The organism is Streptomyces sp. BK340 (assembly GCF_007827595.1).
GTDB lineage: Bacteria > Actinomycetota > Actinomycetes > Streptomycetales > Streptomycetaceae > Streptomyces.
Genome location: NZ_VISR01000028.1, coordinates 84906 through 99130, shown reverse-complemented (window position 1 = coordinate 99130; position 14225 = coordinate 84906). Strand labels below are relative to the sequence as shown.

At 71.3% G+C, this 14225-nt stretch carries 13 protein-coding genes and 2 pseudogenes; 10 read left to right on the top strand and 5 right to left on the bottom strand.

The features are described 5' to 3' along the window. Positions 1-174 precede the first annotated feature (174 nt). The 6 genes from FB157_RS36685 (at position 175) to rocD (ending at position 5249) form a co-directional block, all read left to right on the top strand. Entirely contained in the window at positions 175-1200 is a 1026-nt protein-coding gene (locus FB157_RS36685; RefSeq protein WP_145885040.1) for a 6-phosphofructokinase, read from the top strand. 112 nt (positions 1201-1312) lie between these two features. Further along, on the top strand, positions 1313-2263 hold the full coding sequence (locus tag FB157_RS36680) for a cytochrome c oxidase assembly protein (RefSeq protein ID WP_145885039.1): 951 nt from the start codon (positions 1313-1315) through the stop codon (positions 2261-2263). A 92-nt stretch (positions 2264-2355) separates the two neighbouring features. Beyond that, positions 2356-2523 carry a hypothetical protein gene (locus tag FB157_RS36675; protein ID WP_145885038.1) on the top strand — a complete coding sequence of 56 codons (168 nt, stop codon included), beginning with the start codon at positions 2356-2358 and terminating at the stop codon, positions 2521-2523. 37 nt (positions 2524-2560) lie between these two features. Further along, a complete protein-coding gene (locus FB157_RS36670) occupies positions 2561-3046 on the top strand; it encodes an Lrp/AsnC family transcriptional regulator (RefSeq protein WP_145885037.1) in 486 nt (161 codons plus the stop codon). 164 nt (positions 3047-3210) lie between these two features. Further along, positions 3211-4020, top strand: coding sequence for a dimethylargininase (gene ddaH, locus FB157_RS36665; protein ID WP_145885036.1), 810 nt, complete (start codon positions 3211-3213; stop codon positions 4018-4020). Next, complete coding sequence (rocD, locus tag FB157_RS36660) at positions 4020-5249, top strand: ornithine--oxo-acid transaminase (RefSeq protein ID WP_145885035.1); 1230 nt, start codon at positions 4020-4022, stop codon at positions 5247-5249. Before ddaH ends, rocD begins: the two co-directional genes overlap by 1 nt. Before the next feature lie 95 nt (positions 5250-5344). Here rocD and FB157_RS48910 read toward each other — a convergent pair. Both FB157_RS48910 and FB157_RS48075 read right to left on the bottom strand, forming a co-directional pair. Continuing rightward, positions 5345-5626 (bottom strand): annotated as a pseudogene (locus tag FB157_RS48910) (DUF305 domain-containing protein); the annotation flags it as partial. Positions 5627-5645: 19 nt separating this feature from the next. After that, a pseudogene (locus FB157_RS48075) lies at positions 5646-5906 on the bottom strand (DUF6153 family protein); the annotation flags it as partial. Positions 5907-6202: 296 nt separating this feature from the next. On the opposite strand from FB157_RS48075, the gene FB157_RS36645 reads away from it, so the two are divergent. Further along, a complete protein-coding gene (locus FB157_RS36645; protein WP_145885034.1) occupies positions 6203-7774 on the top strand; it encodes a cellulose binding domain-containing protein in 1572 nt (523 codons plus the stop codon). 17 nt (positions 7775-7791) lie between these two features. Here FB157_RS36645 and FB157_RS36640 read toward each other — a convergent pair whose 3' ends face one another. Both FB157_RS36640 and FB157_RS47690 read right to left on the bottom strand, forming a co-directional pair. Further along, positions 7792-8322, bottom strand: a complete 531-nt coding sequence (locus tag FB157_RS36640) for an RDD family protein (protein WP_145885033.1) — start codon at positions 8320-8322, stop codon at positions 7792-7794. Next, positions 8319-9275 carry a hypothetical protein gene (locus FB157_RS47690; RefSeq protein ID WP_186581853.1) on the bottom strand — a complete coding sequence of 319 codons (957 nt, stop codon included), beginning with the start codon at positions 9273-9275 and terminating at the stop codon, positions 8319-8321. The genes FB157_RS36640 and FB157_RS47690 overlap by 4 nt, the downstream gene beginning before the upstream one ends. Positions 9276-9480: 205 nt before the next feature. Between FB157_RS47690 and FB157_RS36630 the strand changes: the two genes are divergently transcribed. Further along, entirely contained in the window at positions 9481-9837 is a 357-nt protein-coding gene (locus tag FB157_RS36630; RefSeq protein WP_145885032.1) for a carboxymuconolactone decarboxylase family protein, read from the top strand. 61 nt (positions 9838-9898) lie between these two features. Here the strand turns inward: FB157_RS36630 and FB157_RS36625 are convergent, their stop codons facing one another. Next, positions 9899-11203 (bottom strand): cytochrome P450, encoded by a 1305-nt coding sequence (locus FB157_RS36625; RefSeq protein WP_145885031.1) that lies wholly within the window; start codon positions 11201-11203, stop codon positions 9899-9901. 292 nt (positions 11204-11495) lie between these two features. Between FB157_RS36625 and FB157_RS36620 the strand changes: the two genes are divergently transcribed. Both FB157_RS36620 and FB157_RS36615 read left to right on the top strand, forming a co-directional pair. Then, positions 11496-13121 (top strand): FAD-dependent monooxygenase, encoded by a 1626-nt coding sequence (locus FB157_RS36620; protein ID WP_186581857.1) that lies wholly within the window; start codon positions 11496-11498, stop codon positions 13119-13121. A gap of 49 nt (positions 13122-13170) precedes the next feature. Beyond that, positions 13171-14184 carry an amidohydrolase family protein gene (locus FB157_RS36615; RefSeq protein ID WP_145885030.1) on the top strand — a complete coding sequence of 338 codons (1014 nt, stop codon included), beginning with the start codon at positions 13171-13173 and terminating at the stop codon, positions 14182-14184. The last annotated feature ends 41 nt before the right edge of the window (positions 14185-14225 follow it).

Sequence of the window (14225 nt, the reverse complement as noted above, 5' to 3'; positions counted from 1 at the left end):
TTCCGGCAGGCTCGTAGCGGGCCCGCCTGACGGGCCGTCCGCTCACATGTGCGGGCGCGTCCAGCAGGCGGACGCCCGCTACGGTGCCACCCCCTCCCGCCGGTAGGGTGGCCGGGAATCCGCCGGACGACGTGGTCCGGTTTTCCGGCCCACGTTGAGAAGGTAATCCGGGCTATGCGCATTGGTGTCCTCACGTCCGGCGGCGACTGCCCCGGCCTGAACGCCGTCATCCGGTCCGTCGTGCACCGTGCCGTCGCCGACCACGGCGACGAGGTCATCGGTTTCCGGGACGGCTGGAAGGGCCTCCTGGAATGCGACTACATGAAGCTCGACCTCGACGCCGTGGGCGGCATCCTGGCCCGCGGCGGCACCATCCTCGGCTCCTCCCGGGTCCAGCCCTCGCACCTGCGGGACGGCGTGGAGCGGGCCAAGGGCCATGTCGAGGAGCTGGGCCTCGACGCGATCATCCCGATCGGCGGCGAGGGCACGCTGAAGGCGGCCCGGCTGATGTCGGACAACGGCCTGCCCGTCGTCGGCGTCCCGAAGACCATCGACAACGACATCGCCGTCACGGACGTCACCTTCGGCTTCGACACGGCGGTCGGTGTCGCCACCGAGGCCCTGGACCGGCTGAAGACCACCGCCGAGTCCCACCAGCGTGTGCTGGTCGTGGAGGTCATGGGCCGGCACACCGGCTGGATCGCGCTGCACTCCGGCATGGCGGCCGGCGCCCACGCCATCGTCGTGCCGGAGCGGCCCTTCGACATCGACGAGTTGACCGCGCGCGTCGGCGAGCGGTTCGAGGCGGGCAAGCGGTTCGCCATCGTGGTCGCCGCGGAGGGCGCCAAGCCGCGGCCCGGCTCCATGGAGTTCGACGAGGGCGGCAAGGACATCTACGGCCACGAGCGCTTCGCGGGGATCGCCCGGCAGCTGTCGATCGAGCTGGAGCAGCGGCTCGGCAAGGAGGCGCGGCCGGTGATCCTGGGGCACGTGCAGCGGGGCGGGACGCCCACGGCGTACGACCGGGTGCTGGCCACGCGGTTCGGCTGGCACGCGGTGGAGGCCGTGCACCGCGGGGAGTTCGGCATGATGACCGCGCTGCGCGGCACCGAGATCGTGATGGTGTCGCTCGCCGAGGCCGTGGAGACGCTCAAGACGGTCCCCGCCGAGCGGTACGACGAGGCGGAGTGCGTCCTCTAGCCCAGCGGTCCAGCCGAGAACAACCCGCCCCCGGTCACAGCCGTGACCGGGGGCGGTTCTACTCTTGGGGGCGGACAGACGCGTACAACCCCCACGAATCAGGAGCCGCCGGATGGATCACAGCGGGCACGGCATGATGATGGACTTGCCGCCGTTCACGCTGGGGCGGGGACTCCAGTGGTCGGCGGACCCCTTCTTCCTCGTCGCCTGTCTGGCCGGGCTGGCTCTGTACGGCTGGGGCGTGGTTCGGCTGCGGCGGCGCGGGGACGCGTGGCCCGTGGCCCGTACGGTGTCGTACGTCGTCGGTGTGCTGACCATCGCGCTGGTGATGTGCACCAGGCTGAACGACTACGGCATGGTCATGTTCAGCGTGCACATGGTGCAGCACATGGTGATCAGCATGCTGTCGCCGATCCTGATCCTGCTGGGCGCCCCGGTCACGCTGGCGCTGCGCGCGCTGCCGGTGGCCGGCAAGGGCCGCAAGGGGCCGCGTGAGCTGCTGCTCGCGCTGCTGCACAGCCGGTACATGCGGATCATCACCCACCCGGCCTTCACGATCCCGATGTTCGTCGCGAGCCTGTACGCGCTGTACTTCACCCCGCTGTTCGACTTCCTGATGGGGTCGAGGGCCGGGCACATCGGGATGATGGTGCACTTCCTCGCCGTGGGTGTGGTCTTCTTCTGGCCGATCATCGGCGTGGACCCCGGGCCCCACCGGCCGGGTCACCTGATGCGGATGCTGGAGCTGTTCGCGGGCATGCCGTTCCACGCCTTCTTCGGTATCGCGCTGATGATGGCGTCGGAGCCGATGGTCGAGACGTTCAAGCACCCGCCCGCCTCGCTCGCCGTCGACGCGCTCGCCGACCAGAACGCGGCCGGCGGCATCGCCTGGGCGTTCAGCGAGATCCCGTCCGTGCTGGTGCTGATCGCACTGCTGTTCCAGTGGTACGGCTCCGAGCAGCGGCAGGCCAAGCGCAAGGACCGGGCCGCCGACCGGGACGGTGACAAGGAGCTGGAGGCGTACAACGCCTATCTGGCCTCTCTCAACGCGCGGGAGAGCTGAGTCCGCGGTACGGGGATCCGGCTCCGCGGTATGCCGTTCGCGCGGCGTTCGGGGCACCATGGTCGGGGACGGACCATGAGGAGGGTGTCGCGATGCCCGGTTCCATGAACGGTTCCACCAAGGCCATGGGGGCGATGACCGTCGGCGGCCTCGTCGTCGTGACGGCCTACACGGTCGCACTCGGCAGCAACGGCTGGCTGTGGTTCGGCTGGGTGGTGCTCATGCTGCTGACGCTCGCCATGGTCGTCACCCAGTCGTAGGGCGCTCGACGCGGGCGTGGCTGATTACAGTGCCCGCATGAACAGCAGGGCTGCCTCCTTCGACGACCTCGACCGCAAGATCATCACCGCGCTGATGGCGAACGCCAGGACCAGCTTCGCCGAGATCGGCGCGGCGATCGGGCTGTCGTCCACCGCGGTCAAACGGCGCGTGGACCGGCTGCGGGAGACGGGGGTGGTCACCGGGTTCACGGCGACCGTGAAGCCCTCCGCGCTCGGCTGGCGCACGGAGGCGTACGTCGAGGTGTACTGCGAGGGCGCGGCCCCGCCGCGGCGTCTGGCGGAGGTGGTGCGCAACCATCCGGAGATCACGGCGGCCATGACGGTGACCGGCGGCGCGGACGCGCTGCTGCACGTGCGCGCGCGGGACGTGGAGCACTTCGAGGAGGTGCTGGAGCGGATCCGTGCCGAGCCGTTCATCCGGAAGACGATCAGCGTGATGGTGCTGTCCCACCTCCTCCCGGAAAGCCCGGAGGCGGGCGCGACCCACGCCGCACCCGAATGATCGCGAAGTAAACCCCGAAGCGCGCAGTTCTCGTGCGTTCTCCATGGCCACGACGCAGCGATGCTGCGCATGCACGCAGCTTTCGTCGCTTGTCGTCCGCCTCCGTCCCTTCCTACCGTTGTGCCAACCCTCAGTGACGCGCAGGAAAGCGGAGGAAACCCTCTGTGCCCGAAAGCCGTGTGTCGCGCCCCCGGCGCTTCCTCGTCTGCGAACCCAGACATTTCGCCGTGCAGTACGCGATCAATCCCTGGATGCATCCCGACACACCCGTCGACGTGGATCTGGCCCAGGAGCAGTGGCAGGCGCTGATCCGCACCTACCGCTCCCACGGTCACGTCGTCGAGGCGGTCGACCCGGTCCCGGGCCTGCCCGACATGGTGTTCGCCGCCAACGCGGCGTTCGTGGTCGGCGGCCGGGTCTTCGGCTCGCTGTTCCACGCGCAGGAGCGACGCCCCGAGTCGGTCCACTACGACACGTGGTTCAAGTCGGCCGGCTACGACGTCTACCGGCCCGAGGCGGTGACCGAGGGCGAGGGCGACCTGGTGTGGACGGGCCGGTACGTGCTGGCCGGCACCGGGTTCCGCACCACCCGTGAGGCCCACCGCGAGGCGCAGGAGTTCCTCGGCCACCCGGTGATCGGCCTGACCCTGGTGGACCCGTACTTCTACCACCTCGACACCGCGCTCTTCGTCCTCGACGACGACAACATCGTGTACTACCCGGAGGCCTTCTCGCCGGGGAGCCGGGAGGTGCTCAAGCGTCTGTACCCGGACGCGGTGCTCGCCACCCGCGACGACGCGATGGCGTTCGGCCTGAACTCCGTGTCCGACGGCCGGCACGTCTTCATCGCTCCCAAGGCCGAGGCGCTGGCCGAGCGCCTGACCGAGCACGGTTACGTCCCCGTCCCCGTCGACCTGTCGGAGTTCCACAAGGCCGGCGGTGGCATCAAGTGCTGCACCCAGGAGATCCGCTGATGACCGCACCCGCGCACGAGCGCACGTCCGACGACCTGATCAAGGCGGAGGAGCCGGTCCTCGCGCACAACTACCACCCTCTGCCCGTGGTCGTCGCGCGGGCCGAGGGCACCTGGGTGGAGGACGTCGAGGGCCGCCGCTACCTCGACATGCTGGCCGGCTACTCGGCCCTCAACTTCGGCCACCGGCACCCGGCGCTGGTCGAGGCCGCGCACCGCCAGCTCGACCGGCTGACCCTCACCTCCCGCGCCTTCCACAACGACCGGCTCGCCGAGTTCGCCGAGCGGCTCGCGGAGCTGACCGGCCTGGACATGGTGCTGCCGATGAACACCGGCGCCGAGGCGGTGGAGAGCGGCATCAAGGTGGCCCGCAAGTGGGCGTACGACGTGAAGGGCGTTCCCGCCGACCGGGCCACGATCGTGGTCGCGGCGGAGAACTTCCACGGCCGCACGACGACGATCGTCAGCTTCTCCACGGACGAGACGGCCCGCGCCGGCTTCGGCCCCTTCACGCCCGGCTTCCGGATCGTTCCGTACAACGACCTGGCCGCGCTGGAGGAGGCGGTCGACGAGACGACGGCGGCGGTGCTGCTCGAGCCCATCCAGGGCGAGGCCGGCGTCGTCATCCCGGACGACGGCTACCTGGCCGGCGTGCGTGAGCTGACGCGCCGCAAGGGCTGCCTGTTCATCGCGGACGAGATCCAGTCCGGCCTCGGCCGCACCGGCCGCACCCTCGCCGTCGAGCACGAGGACGTCGTCCCCGACGTGCTGCTGCTCGGCAAGGCGCTCGGCGGCGGCATCGTGCCGGTGTCGGCGGTGGTGGCCCGGCGCGAGGTGCTGGGCGTGCTGCGCCCGGGCGAGCACGGCTCCACGTTCGGCGGCAACCCGCTGGCGGCGGCGGTCGGCACGGCGGTGGTCGAGCTGCTGGAGACCGGCGAGTTCCAGCGCCGGGCGGCCGACCTGGGCCAGATCCTGCACAGCGGCCTCGCCGAGCTGGTCGGCCGGGGCGTGACCGGCTTCCGCGCGCGTGGGCTGTGGGCGGGCGTCGACGTCGACCCGGCCATCGGCACCGGCCGTGAGATCAGCGAGCGCCTGATGCGGGAGGGTGTCCTGGTCAAGGACACGCACGGCTCCACGATCCGGCTGGCGCCCCCGCTGACCATCACGGCCGACGAGCTGCGCTCCGCGCTGGGCTCCCTGGAGAAGGTGCTCGGCGCGGGCGGCCGGTGACGGGGGGCAGGGGGTCGGCCGCACACCGCCGGCCCCCTGCCCACTCGGTCGGCCCTGCTTCCTGTTCTTGCACCAGTTCTAGTTCTGGTTCTTGTCATCCCGGACGTGCCGGCGTGACCCGAGTGGTCCATGCCGGCCATCGGCACTTGCTCGCCCCAGGCCTTCAGCCAGCCGGTCAGGGTGCGGACCTCCGGGTCCTGCGCCATCTCCGGAGCCTGCCGGTGGTGCGGGATCATGCCTTGCGCGAAGGCGACGTCCTGGGCGTTGTGCGCCGTGGCGGAGCCGGAGGCGCGCGTGGGAGGACGACCGCGGCGCACGCGGTCGTCGCGGCCTCTGGATCCGCAGGAGTCGGAGTTCCGCCAGGGAGGGTGGTGCACGGGCCGCGTCCGGCGCCGTGACCGCGCACGAGCGCAGGCCGGCCGCCGGCGCGAGGGCGGTCACGGGGTCGGGTACGAGCGCGGGCGGCTGCGGAGAGCCGTTCACGGCGCCGGACGCACAGGTGGGATCGGCGTGGTGCAGCCGATGGCCGCCGCAGAGCCCGTCACCCTCGGGACAGTCGCCCCGGGCGATGACCGCGGCCTTCGTGTGCGCGGCCCGGGCATGCTCCCCGTGCCCGTGCCCGTGCCCCGTGCCGCCGCCGGGAGCGAGGGCGTGCATGCCCGGCAGCCCGGCCGGCACCGCCGGCACGAACAGCGCGCGCAGCCACCGCTGGGGCGGTTGCCCCGGTGTGCTGTCCGGCGCTGTGCATCGGGGACGTCGTACGGGTCGCGGGCGGTGAACGAGCCGGGGGCCTGCCGGTGCGGGTGCGGGCACGGTCCGTCAGATCCCGGACGGCACCCAGCCCTTGACACGGGTTCAGCCGATCGATATGTACATGCCATACCATTGGTACGGACCAATCCTGCGCGGCCTCGCGCGCCGACCCGGCGCCCGACTCCCCAGTGGAGGCAGCGATGCGAAGACCATCGGCACTCGTCGCCCTGTTCCTCGGCGCACTGCTCCTGCTCCTCTCCCCACTGCCCGCCCTCGCCGCGGGCTCGGCCACGGCGTCCTTCGCCAAGGCCTCGACCTGGGACGGCGGTTACCAGGGCGCCTACACCGTCACCAACGGCGGCAGTACCACCGTGTCCGCCTGGACCGTCGAGTTCGACCTGCCCGCCGGCACCACGGTCGGCTCGTACTGGGACGCGCTGCTCACCCGGAGCGACGGTCACTACACCTTCAAGAACCGTGAGTACAACGGTTCGTTGGCGCCGGGGGCGAGCACCACGTTCGGGTGGGTGTCGAGCGGCACCGGCACACCGGCCGGCTGCCGGCTCAACGGCGCGCCCTGCACGGGTGGTTCGGACGGCGGCGACACGACCCCGCCCGGCGTGCCCGGCGGGGTGAGCGTGGGCTCCGCGTCCAGCTCGTCACTGACCGTGCGGTGGACGGCCGCCACGGACGACTCCGGATCCGTCGCGGGCTACGACGTCTCGCGCGACGGCGGCACTCCGGTCGCGGTGACCGGCACCTCGTACACCGCCACCGGGCTGCAGCCGGCCACGAGTTACTCGTTCCGCGTGCGGGCCCGGGACGCAGCGGGCAACGTATCCGCCTACAGTGCGGCGGCCAGCGGTACGACCGCCTCCGGGGGCACCCAGCCGGGCGGCGGCGTGCACACCGCTCCGTACATCGACATGGGCGCCTGGCCCACCCCGAGCATGCCCGACATGGCCTCCGCGAGCGGGCTGAAGAGCTACACCATGGCGTTCGTCACCGCCTCCGGCTGCAAGGCCATGTGGTTCAACGCCTACGACCCGCGCAGCGGCTGGGCCAAGGACCAGATCGAGGCGATCCGGGCGAACGGCGGTGACGTGAAGGTCTCCTTCGGCGGCGCGTCCGGCATCGAACTGGCCCAGGCCTGCGACTCGGTGGACTCCCTCTACACCGAGTACAACGCGGTCGTGAACGCGTACGGCCTGACCTATGTCGACTTCGACATCGAGGGTGCCGCCGTCGCCGACCCGGCCTCGGTCAGCCGCCGCTCCCAGGCCCTGGCCCGTCTGCAGCAGGCCCACCCCGGGCTGCGGATCTCCCTCACCCTCCCCGCGCTCCCGGAGGGTCTGACCTCGGACGGCCTGAACGTGGTCAAGGCGGCGCGGGACGCCGGGGTCGACCTCGACCTCGTGAACGTCATGGCCATGGACTACTACCGCAGCGTCGACTACGGCGACGCCGCCCTCCAGGCCGCGCAGTCCGCCTTCACCCAGCTGCGCTCGCTCTACCCGGGCAGGTCGGACGCCCAGCTGTGGGCGATGACCGGCGTCACACCGATGCTCGGCCAGAACGACGACGGCCACGTCTACGACCAGAGCGACGCCCGCCAGCTGGTCTCCTTCGCGCAGGGCAAGCACCTCGGGGAGCTGTCCTTCTGGGAGGCGACCCGGGACCGCAACGCCTGCACCGGGGCCCTGTACCAGTGCACGAACGTCCCGCAGTCCCCCTACGAGTTCGCGAAGATCTTCGCGGCGTACACCGGCTGACGTGGCCTCAGCGCCGTCTACGGCCGCTCGCCCGCGCCACGACCCGGTGGACCGGGCGAGCCGGCCGGTCCGGGACGGTGCCGAGAGTGGCCGTACCAGTCGTGCAGCACGGCACTGCCCACCAGGAGGTCCTGGACGGAGGCCCGGCGTCTGCTGGCCGGGATCCACAGCAGTCCCAGCGGGAAGAGGAGGTACAGGACGGCCCGCAGCACGGCGGGCACGAGGGTGAGCCGGGCGCCGGACCGGCCGGTCACCCGTAGACCCATCATCTGGTCACCGACGGTGCGCCCGACCGTGCACCAGCTGCCCGCGAGATAGACGGCCGCGAGCGCCGAGCCGAATCCCACGGCACCCCACAGTCCGAGCCGGGGCGCCGAGACCGGGGGCCCCACCAGCAGATACCGCAGCGCCTCGTAACCGGACTGAACGACCGCGACCGCGCCCAGCACGACGAGGACGTCCACGACGGCGGCCACGGTACGCGTGACGATCCCGGCCGGCAGTCCCTGCACGACCGCCGGACCGGGGGCACGGGCCGTCGAGGTCACGACGGCTCCGGTCCCCCGCGTCCCGCTCCGGGCGGCGGCCCGCCGGCCGACGGCCCCGGAGGGGATCCGGCGCGATGCAGCAGCCGGTCGGTGAACCGGTCCACGAACCGGTCGGCGCGGGCGTTCTGCTCACGGAACGCGTCCAGTGTCTCCGCCGTCATGCTGCCCCCGGTGTCCCGGACGATCCGCCCGACGTCCAGCTCCTCCAGCACCTGCTCGGTGTACGTCACCAGGTCCAGCCGGGCCAGTACCGCGTCGAGGTCGATGCGCCGGGCGACCCGGTCCACGTCCAGCCGCTCCGCCACCGCGTCCACGTCGATCCGGCCGACGGCGGCGTCCAGGTCGATCCGGGACAGCAGGGCGTCGACGTCGACCCGGGCCAGCACGGCGTCCAGGTCCACACGGGCGAGGACCGCGTCGGGGTCGATCCGGGCGAGCAGGGCGTCGAGGTCGACGCGCCGGGCCACGCGGTCCACGTCGAGGCGGTCGGCCACGCCGTCGAGGTCCAGTTCGTCCACGACGGCCGCCGTCACCGCCCGGACGAGCGCCCGCACCAGGTCCCCCGCCTGGCCTCGCGACCGCTCCCGTTCCGCCGCTCCCCGCGCACTCCAGTACGCGATGCGGCGGTCCGCCGCACCCCGCACGGCCGACGGCACGAGCAGCCGGGTCGCGGCACGGGCCCAGCGCCCGGCCCGGTCGGCCGTGCCCACGACCCTGGACACCGACTGCCGCTCCACCTCCAGCGCGAGTCCGAACAGCGCGTCGCCCAGCGGCGCCGGCGCACCCACCCGACGCGGAGTCCCGGCACGAGCCGCGGACACCGTCTGCGACACCAGGTCGGCCAGCCCCAGGACCAGCCGCGTCACCCCCTGGGGCACGGGCCCCACGAGGCCGTCGTCGCCGCTCCCACCCGCCGGCGCGGAGGCGGGCGAGTCGCCCGCGGACCTGCTCATGCCGGTATCGGACCATCCCGGACCGGGGCCCGCCCTCACCCACCAGGGGTGACCTGCGCCGGCCGGCCGGACCGCGGATACACGTCATCCGCATCACGGTCACCGGTGTCCGGGCAGCCTCACCCGCGTCGGGTGAGCAAGGGGCGCGGGGCGGCCGCCTACCGTGAAGGAGCCCAGACGGCAGACTCCGGAAGGCGGTCCCCCCATGCCCACCACATCAGACGCTCCCGTCCTCGACACACTGGCCGCCATGACGATCGACTCGATAGAACGCTGCGGCATGGACGAGCGCACCCTCATCCTGACCCGCATCGCCGCGCTCGTGGCCATGGACGCACCGGCGATCTCCTACCTCGCCCACGTCGACCCGGCGGTCAAGGCCGAACTGACCGTGGAGCAGCTGCAGGACGTCCTCGTGGCGATCGCTCCCGTCGTCGGCACCGCACGTGTCATGTCGGCCGCGGGCCACATCTCCCAGGCCTTCGGCGTGGCCATCGCCATGGCCGAGGCAGAGGCCCGGTCCATCGCCGAGGCGGAGGCCCGAAGCAGGGACAGCTCCTGAGCCGGGCGACAACGGCTCGTACCTGAGCACGTGAGGTGACGTCAGGTACGAGCCGCTGTTCTCACGCGGTGTCGGGCATCCCGGACGCCCAGTCGTCCAGCACCCTGGAGGGGTCGAGCGCGACGGGCAGTTCGGTCAGGCCGCGGAACGCGGGGAACGGAACGGTCAGCCACTTGGCCTCGTCAGCCGGCAGGGCCAGGGAGATCCTCGGGAAGCGGCGGAAGAGCGAGGCCAGGGCGATCTGCATCTCCATCCTGGCCAGCGGTGCGCCGAGGCAGTAGTGCGGGCCCGTACCGAACCCCAGATGGTTGCTCTGCACGCCCGGCCGGGCGATGTCGAAGGTGTCGGGGCTCTCGAACGCGGCGGCGTCCCGGTTGGCCGAGGTGACCGCGATCTGCACCAGCGAACCCTTGGGAATGAGGGTCCCCGCGATGGTGACGTCCTCCAGCGCGTGACGGAAGGTCGCGTTCTCGACCGAGCCCTCGAAGCGGATGATCTCCTCGATGGCGTTCGGGAGGAGTTCGGGCGAGTCGATCACCTGCTTGAGCTGTTCGGGATGCGTGAGCAGCGTGAAGACGGCGTTGCCGATGAGGTAGGCGGTCGTCTTGTGGCCGGCGAACAGCAGCACCCACAGCGTGGACAGCAATTCGCCGTCCGTCAGTGACTCCTGCTCGTCCTGCGTCTGGATGAGGACGCTCAGCAGGTCGTCCTCGGGGGCCTTGCGCTTACGGGCGATCAGGACCTCGAAGTACTCCCGGAGCGCGGTCTCGGCCTCGGCCAGCCGGTCCTTGTCCTTCTTGCTGAAACCGGTCCGCGCGACGACGCTGCACCACTGCTGGACCTCCTGCCTCTCCTCCTCGGGGACCCCGATCAGCTCGCAGATCACCTGCAGGGGCAGCGGGAAGGCGAAGGCCGACAGGAGATCGACGGACTGCAGGGTGGAGCACCTGTCGAGCAGCGCGTCGGTGATCTCCTGGATCCGCGGGCGCAGGGCCTCGATACGGCGGGGGACGAAGGCACGGCTGACGATCCGGCGCAGCCGCGTGTGCTTCGGCGGGTCGGCGAACAGCATGTTGTCGTCCAGGGCGATGGAGGAGTCGCCGAAGATCGAACGGTAGGCGTCGATGGCCGCGTACATGTCCTTGCTGATCCGCGGGTCGGCAAGCGCGGCCTTCGCGTCCTCGAACCGCGTGATGAGGTACGAGTCCACACCGTGCGGCGGGGTGAGACGGCACACGGGCGCGTTCTCACGCAGATGCTGATAGAGAGGGTGCGGGTTGGACCGGTATTCGGGGCAACCGCGGGATGCCGCATCCACTGCCCGGGCTGTCTCGTCCGCGGTCTCCTGCTCTTGCATCTGAGTCATCGACGGCCCTTCTTCTCTTCCCGCAGTGGCACGAGTCGGCTGAACGCTGGAACGCAGGAATGCATTGACGCCACTCGTAACGGGAAAACGCTATTCACCCTGACGCTGACCGAACTCCTCGGCACGGTACGGCCGCGGAAACACCGAATGCGCCGTCCGAGGGAAGGATCGATTGCCGACCCGCTGACCGTATGACAGGTTCGAACCCAGGGCCGCCATGAGTTCGAATTGCTGCCCGAACTACCGCTGGGTCACTGGAGGAGGACGGGCCGTGGACAGGCGCGACGAAGAAATGGTGCCGGTGTTGATCGTGGGCGGTTCGCTCGTCGGACTGTCCGCGTCGGTGTTTCTGGGAAGACTGGGCGTCAGCCATACGGTCGTCGAACGCCGGGCCGCCACTTCCGAACACCCCCGGGGCCGGGGGAACAACATGCGGACAATGGAGTTGTTCCGCACCGCCGGCCTGGAACCGGACATCAGAAAGGCCGCGGCCTCCCTGTCCGGCAATCACGGCATCATGCAGACGGACAAACTGTCGGGCGGTCGGAGCAGATGGCTCTCGGCACGGCTCACCGGCGGGGCGCCCGAGAAGGAGGTGTGCTCCGCCCTGCGGTGCGCGTGCAGCCAGAACGACCTGGAGCCGGTTCTGCTGACCCACGCCCGTGAACTGGGCGGGGACGTGCGCTTCGGTACGGAGCTGGTCTCCTTCACCGAGGACCGGGACGGCGTGACGTGCGAACTGCGCGAACGGGAGAGCGGCCGTACCTACACGATGCGCACGGCCTACCTCCTGGCAGCCGACGGACCGCGCAGCCCGGTGCGCGAGCGCCTGGGCATCGGGCAGAGCGGAGGGGGCGACCTGTTCCACAACGTCAGCGTCACCTTCCGCAGCAAGCTCCTGCGCCAGGTGGTGGGCGATCAGCGCTTCCTCGTCTGCTACCTGAACGGGACCGAGGGCGACGGGGTCCTGCTGCCCGTCGACAACGAGGAGAAGTGGGTCTTCCACATCCCGTGGTTCCCCGAGCGCGGCCAGACGCTCGACCACTTCACCGACGCGCGCATCGCGGACCATGTCAGGGCCGCCGCCGGGGTACGGGACCTGGACGTCGAGGTCACCGGGCGTGCCCCGTGGCACGCGGCGGACCGGGTCGCCGACCACTACCGGCAGGGACGCGTCTTCCTCATCGGTGACTCGGCCCACGAGATGCCCCCCACCGGCGCGTTCGGATCCAACACAGGCATCCAGGACGCTCACAACCTGGCCTGGAAGATCACCGCGGTACTGCACGGCTGGGCGGGCGAGGGCCTGCTGGACACCTACGAGAACGAACGGCGCCCGGTCGCCCTGGCCACGATCGCCCGGGCCATCGAGCAGGCGGCGCGCGAGGAGCACCCCGGCTACGCCGCCGCGCAGGGCCCCGGCCAGAGCACGGACCTGATGACCGTGGCCCTCGGCTACCGCTACCTCTCCACGGCCGTGTCCGGCGCGGACACCGGAGCGCCGACCATCCCGGAGACCCTCCGCCTGCAGGCGGACCCCGGCACCCGGGCCCCGCACATGACCGTCGTGCACAACGGGGACACCAAGTCGACCATCGATCTGTACGAGCGGAGCTTCGTGCTGCTCTCCGGCCTTCCGGACGGGCCGTGGCCGTCGGCCGCCCACGCCGCGGCGACCAAGCTCGACGTTCCCCTGGTGCCCTACCGCGTAGGCGCCGGCCCGGACTTCGACCTCGACACCACGCCCGCCCACGGCACCGACGGCGGTCGCGCGGACTGGGCCGCCGTCCACGGCGTCACCTCTCGGGGCGCCGTGCTCGTCCGCCCGGACGGAATCGTCGCCTGGCGCTCCGCAGACCTCCCCGCGGACCCCGCGGCCGAGCTGACGCGCGTCCTCGAAGGCCTCCTCAGCCGCTGATCCCGCTCTCCGACGCCCCCGGACCCTTCCACCGTAGGGAGCCCCTTCCATGCCGACCGACCTGCAAGCTCCGGGCGACATAGGCCACCGCACCGCACCGGGCGGCGGCGACGCCCGGCACGAACGAATAGACGTCCACCACCACTACACCGCCCCCGAATGGGTGCGGTGGGCGGAGAAGAAGGGGATCGCGGGCCGTGACAGCCTGCCGCCGTGGACCCGGTGGGACGAGACCGCCGCCCTGGACCTGATGGACCGGACCGGGACGCGCACCAGCATCCTCACCGTCGCCATGCTGGGACGCTTCAAGGAGGCGGCGGCACGCAAGGAGAGCACACATGTCGCCCTCGACGCCGCCGGCGCCCTCACCACCAGGCACTCCGGCCGCTTCGCCTTCTTCACACCCGTCTTCCTCGACGACGCCGAACTCTCCCGCTGGTCCGTCTCCTACGGAATGGACCAGCTCGGGGCCGTGGGCGTCAGCGCGCGCACCAGCACGGGCGACACGTACCTGGGCGACCCCGCACTCGACCCGATCATGGCGGAGCTGGACGAACGCGCCGCCGTGATCAGCACGCACCCCATGCAGGTGAACACCTCCGGCACCCCCCAGGGCGTACCGCCGTTCGTGTGCGACTTCCTCATGGACACCACCCGCGCCGCCCTGAGCCTGATCATGAACGGGACTCTGGACCGCTTCCCGCGGCTCACCTTCATCCTCCCGCACGGCGGCGGGTACCTCCCCTACATCGCGAGCCGGGTCGAGGTCTTCGGCCGCCAGCTGGTCCCCGCCGTCGACCCGGCCCGTGTGCGCGACTACCTGCACCGCTTCTACTACGACACGGCCGCGCCGATGTCCCCGTCGGCCACCCCCACGCTGCTGGCCGCCGCGGGTTCCTCCCGGATCCTCTACGGAAGCGACTGGCCACCCACCCCCACGCACGTGGTCACCGAGGTGACCGCCCCCGCTCTGGACGGGGATCCCGCCCTCGGCGACCGGGAACGCGACCACATCAACCGCGGGAACGCCCTGCGTCTGCTGCCCGCACTCGCTCCTGCCTGAGCTGTGACGGCGGTGTCCCTTCGTACCGCTCGCGGGGGAGC

Coding starts and splice junctions, on each gene's coding strand:
- FB157_RS36685 (WP_145885040.1), top strand. CDS start 175: ATGCGCATTGGTGTCCTCACGTCCGGCGGCGACTGCCCCGGCCTGAAC.
- FB157_RS36680 (WP_145885039.1), top strand. CDS start 1,313: ATGGATCACAGCGGGCACGGCATGATGATGGACTTGCCGCCGTTCACG.
- FB157_RS36675 (WP_145885038.1), top strand. CDS start 2,356: ATGCCCGGTTCCATGAACGGTTCCACCAAGGCCATGGGGGCGATGACC.
- FB157_RS36670 (WP_145885037.1), top strand. CDS start 2,561: ATGAACAGCAGGGCTGCCTCCTTCGACGACCTCGACCGCAAGATCATC.
- rocD (WP_145885035.1), top strand. CDS start 4,020: ATGACCGCACCCGCGCACGAGCGCACGTCCGACGACCTGATCAAGGCG.
- FB157_RS36645 (WP_145885034.1), top strand. CDS start 6,203: ATGCGAAGACCATCGGCACTCGTCGCCCTGTTCCTCGGCGCACTGCTC.
- FB157_RS47690 (WP_186581853.1), bottom strand. CDS start 9,275: ATGAGCAGGTCCGCGGGCGACTCGCCCGCCTCCGCGCCGGCGGGTGGG.
- FB157_RS36630 (WP_145885032.1), top strand. CDS start 9,481: ATGCCCACCACATCAGACGCTCCCGTCCTCGACACACTGGCCGCCATG.
- FB157_RS36625 (WP_145885031.1), bottom strand. CDS start 11,203: ATGACTCAGATGCAAGAGCAGGAGACCGCGGACGAGACAGCCCGGGCA.
- FB157_RS36620 (WP_186581857.1), top strand. CDS start 11,496: ATGGTGCCGGTGTTGATCGTGGGCGGTTCGCTCGTCGGACTGTCCGCG.
- FB157_RS36615 (WP_145885030.1), top strand. CDS start 13,171: ATGCCGACCGACCTGCAAGCTCCGGGCGACATAGGCCACCGCACCGCA.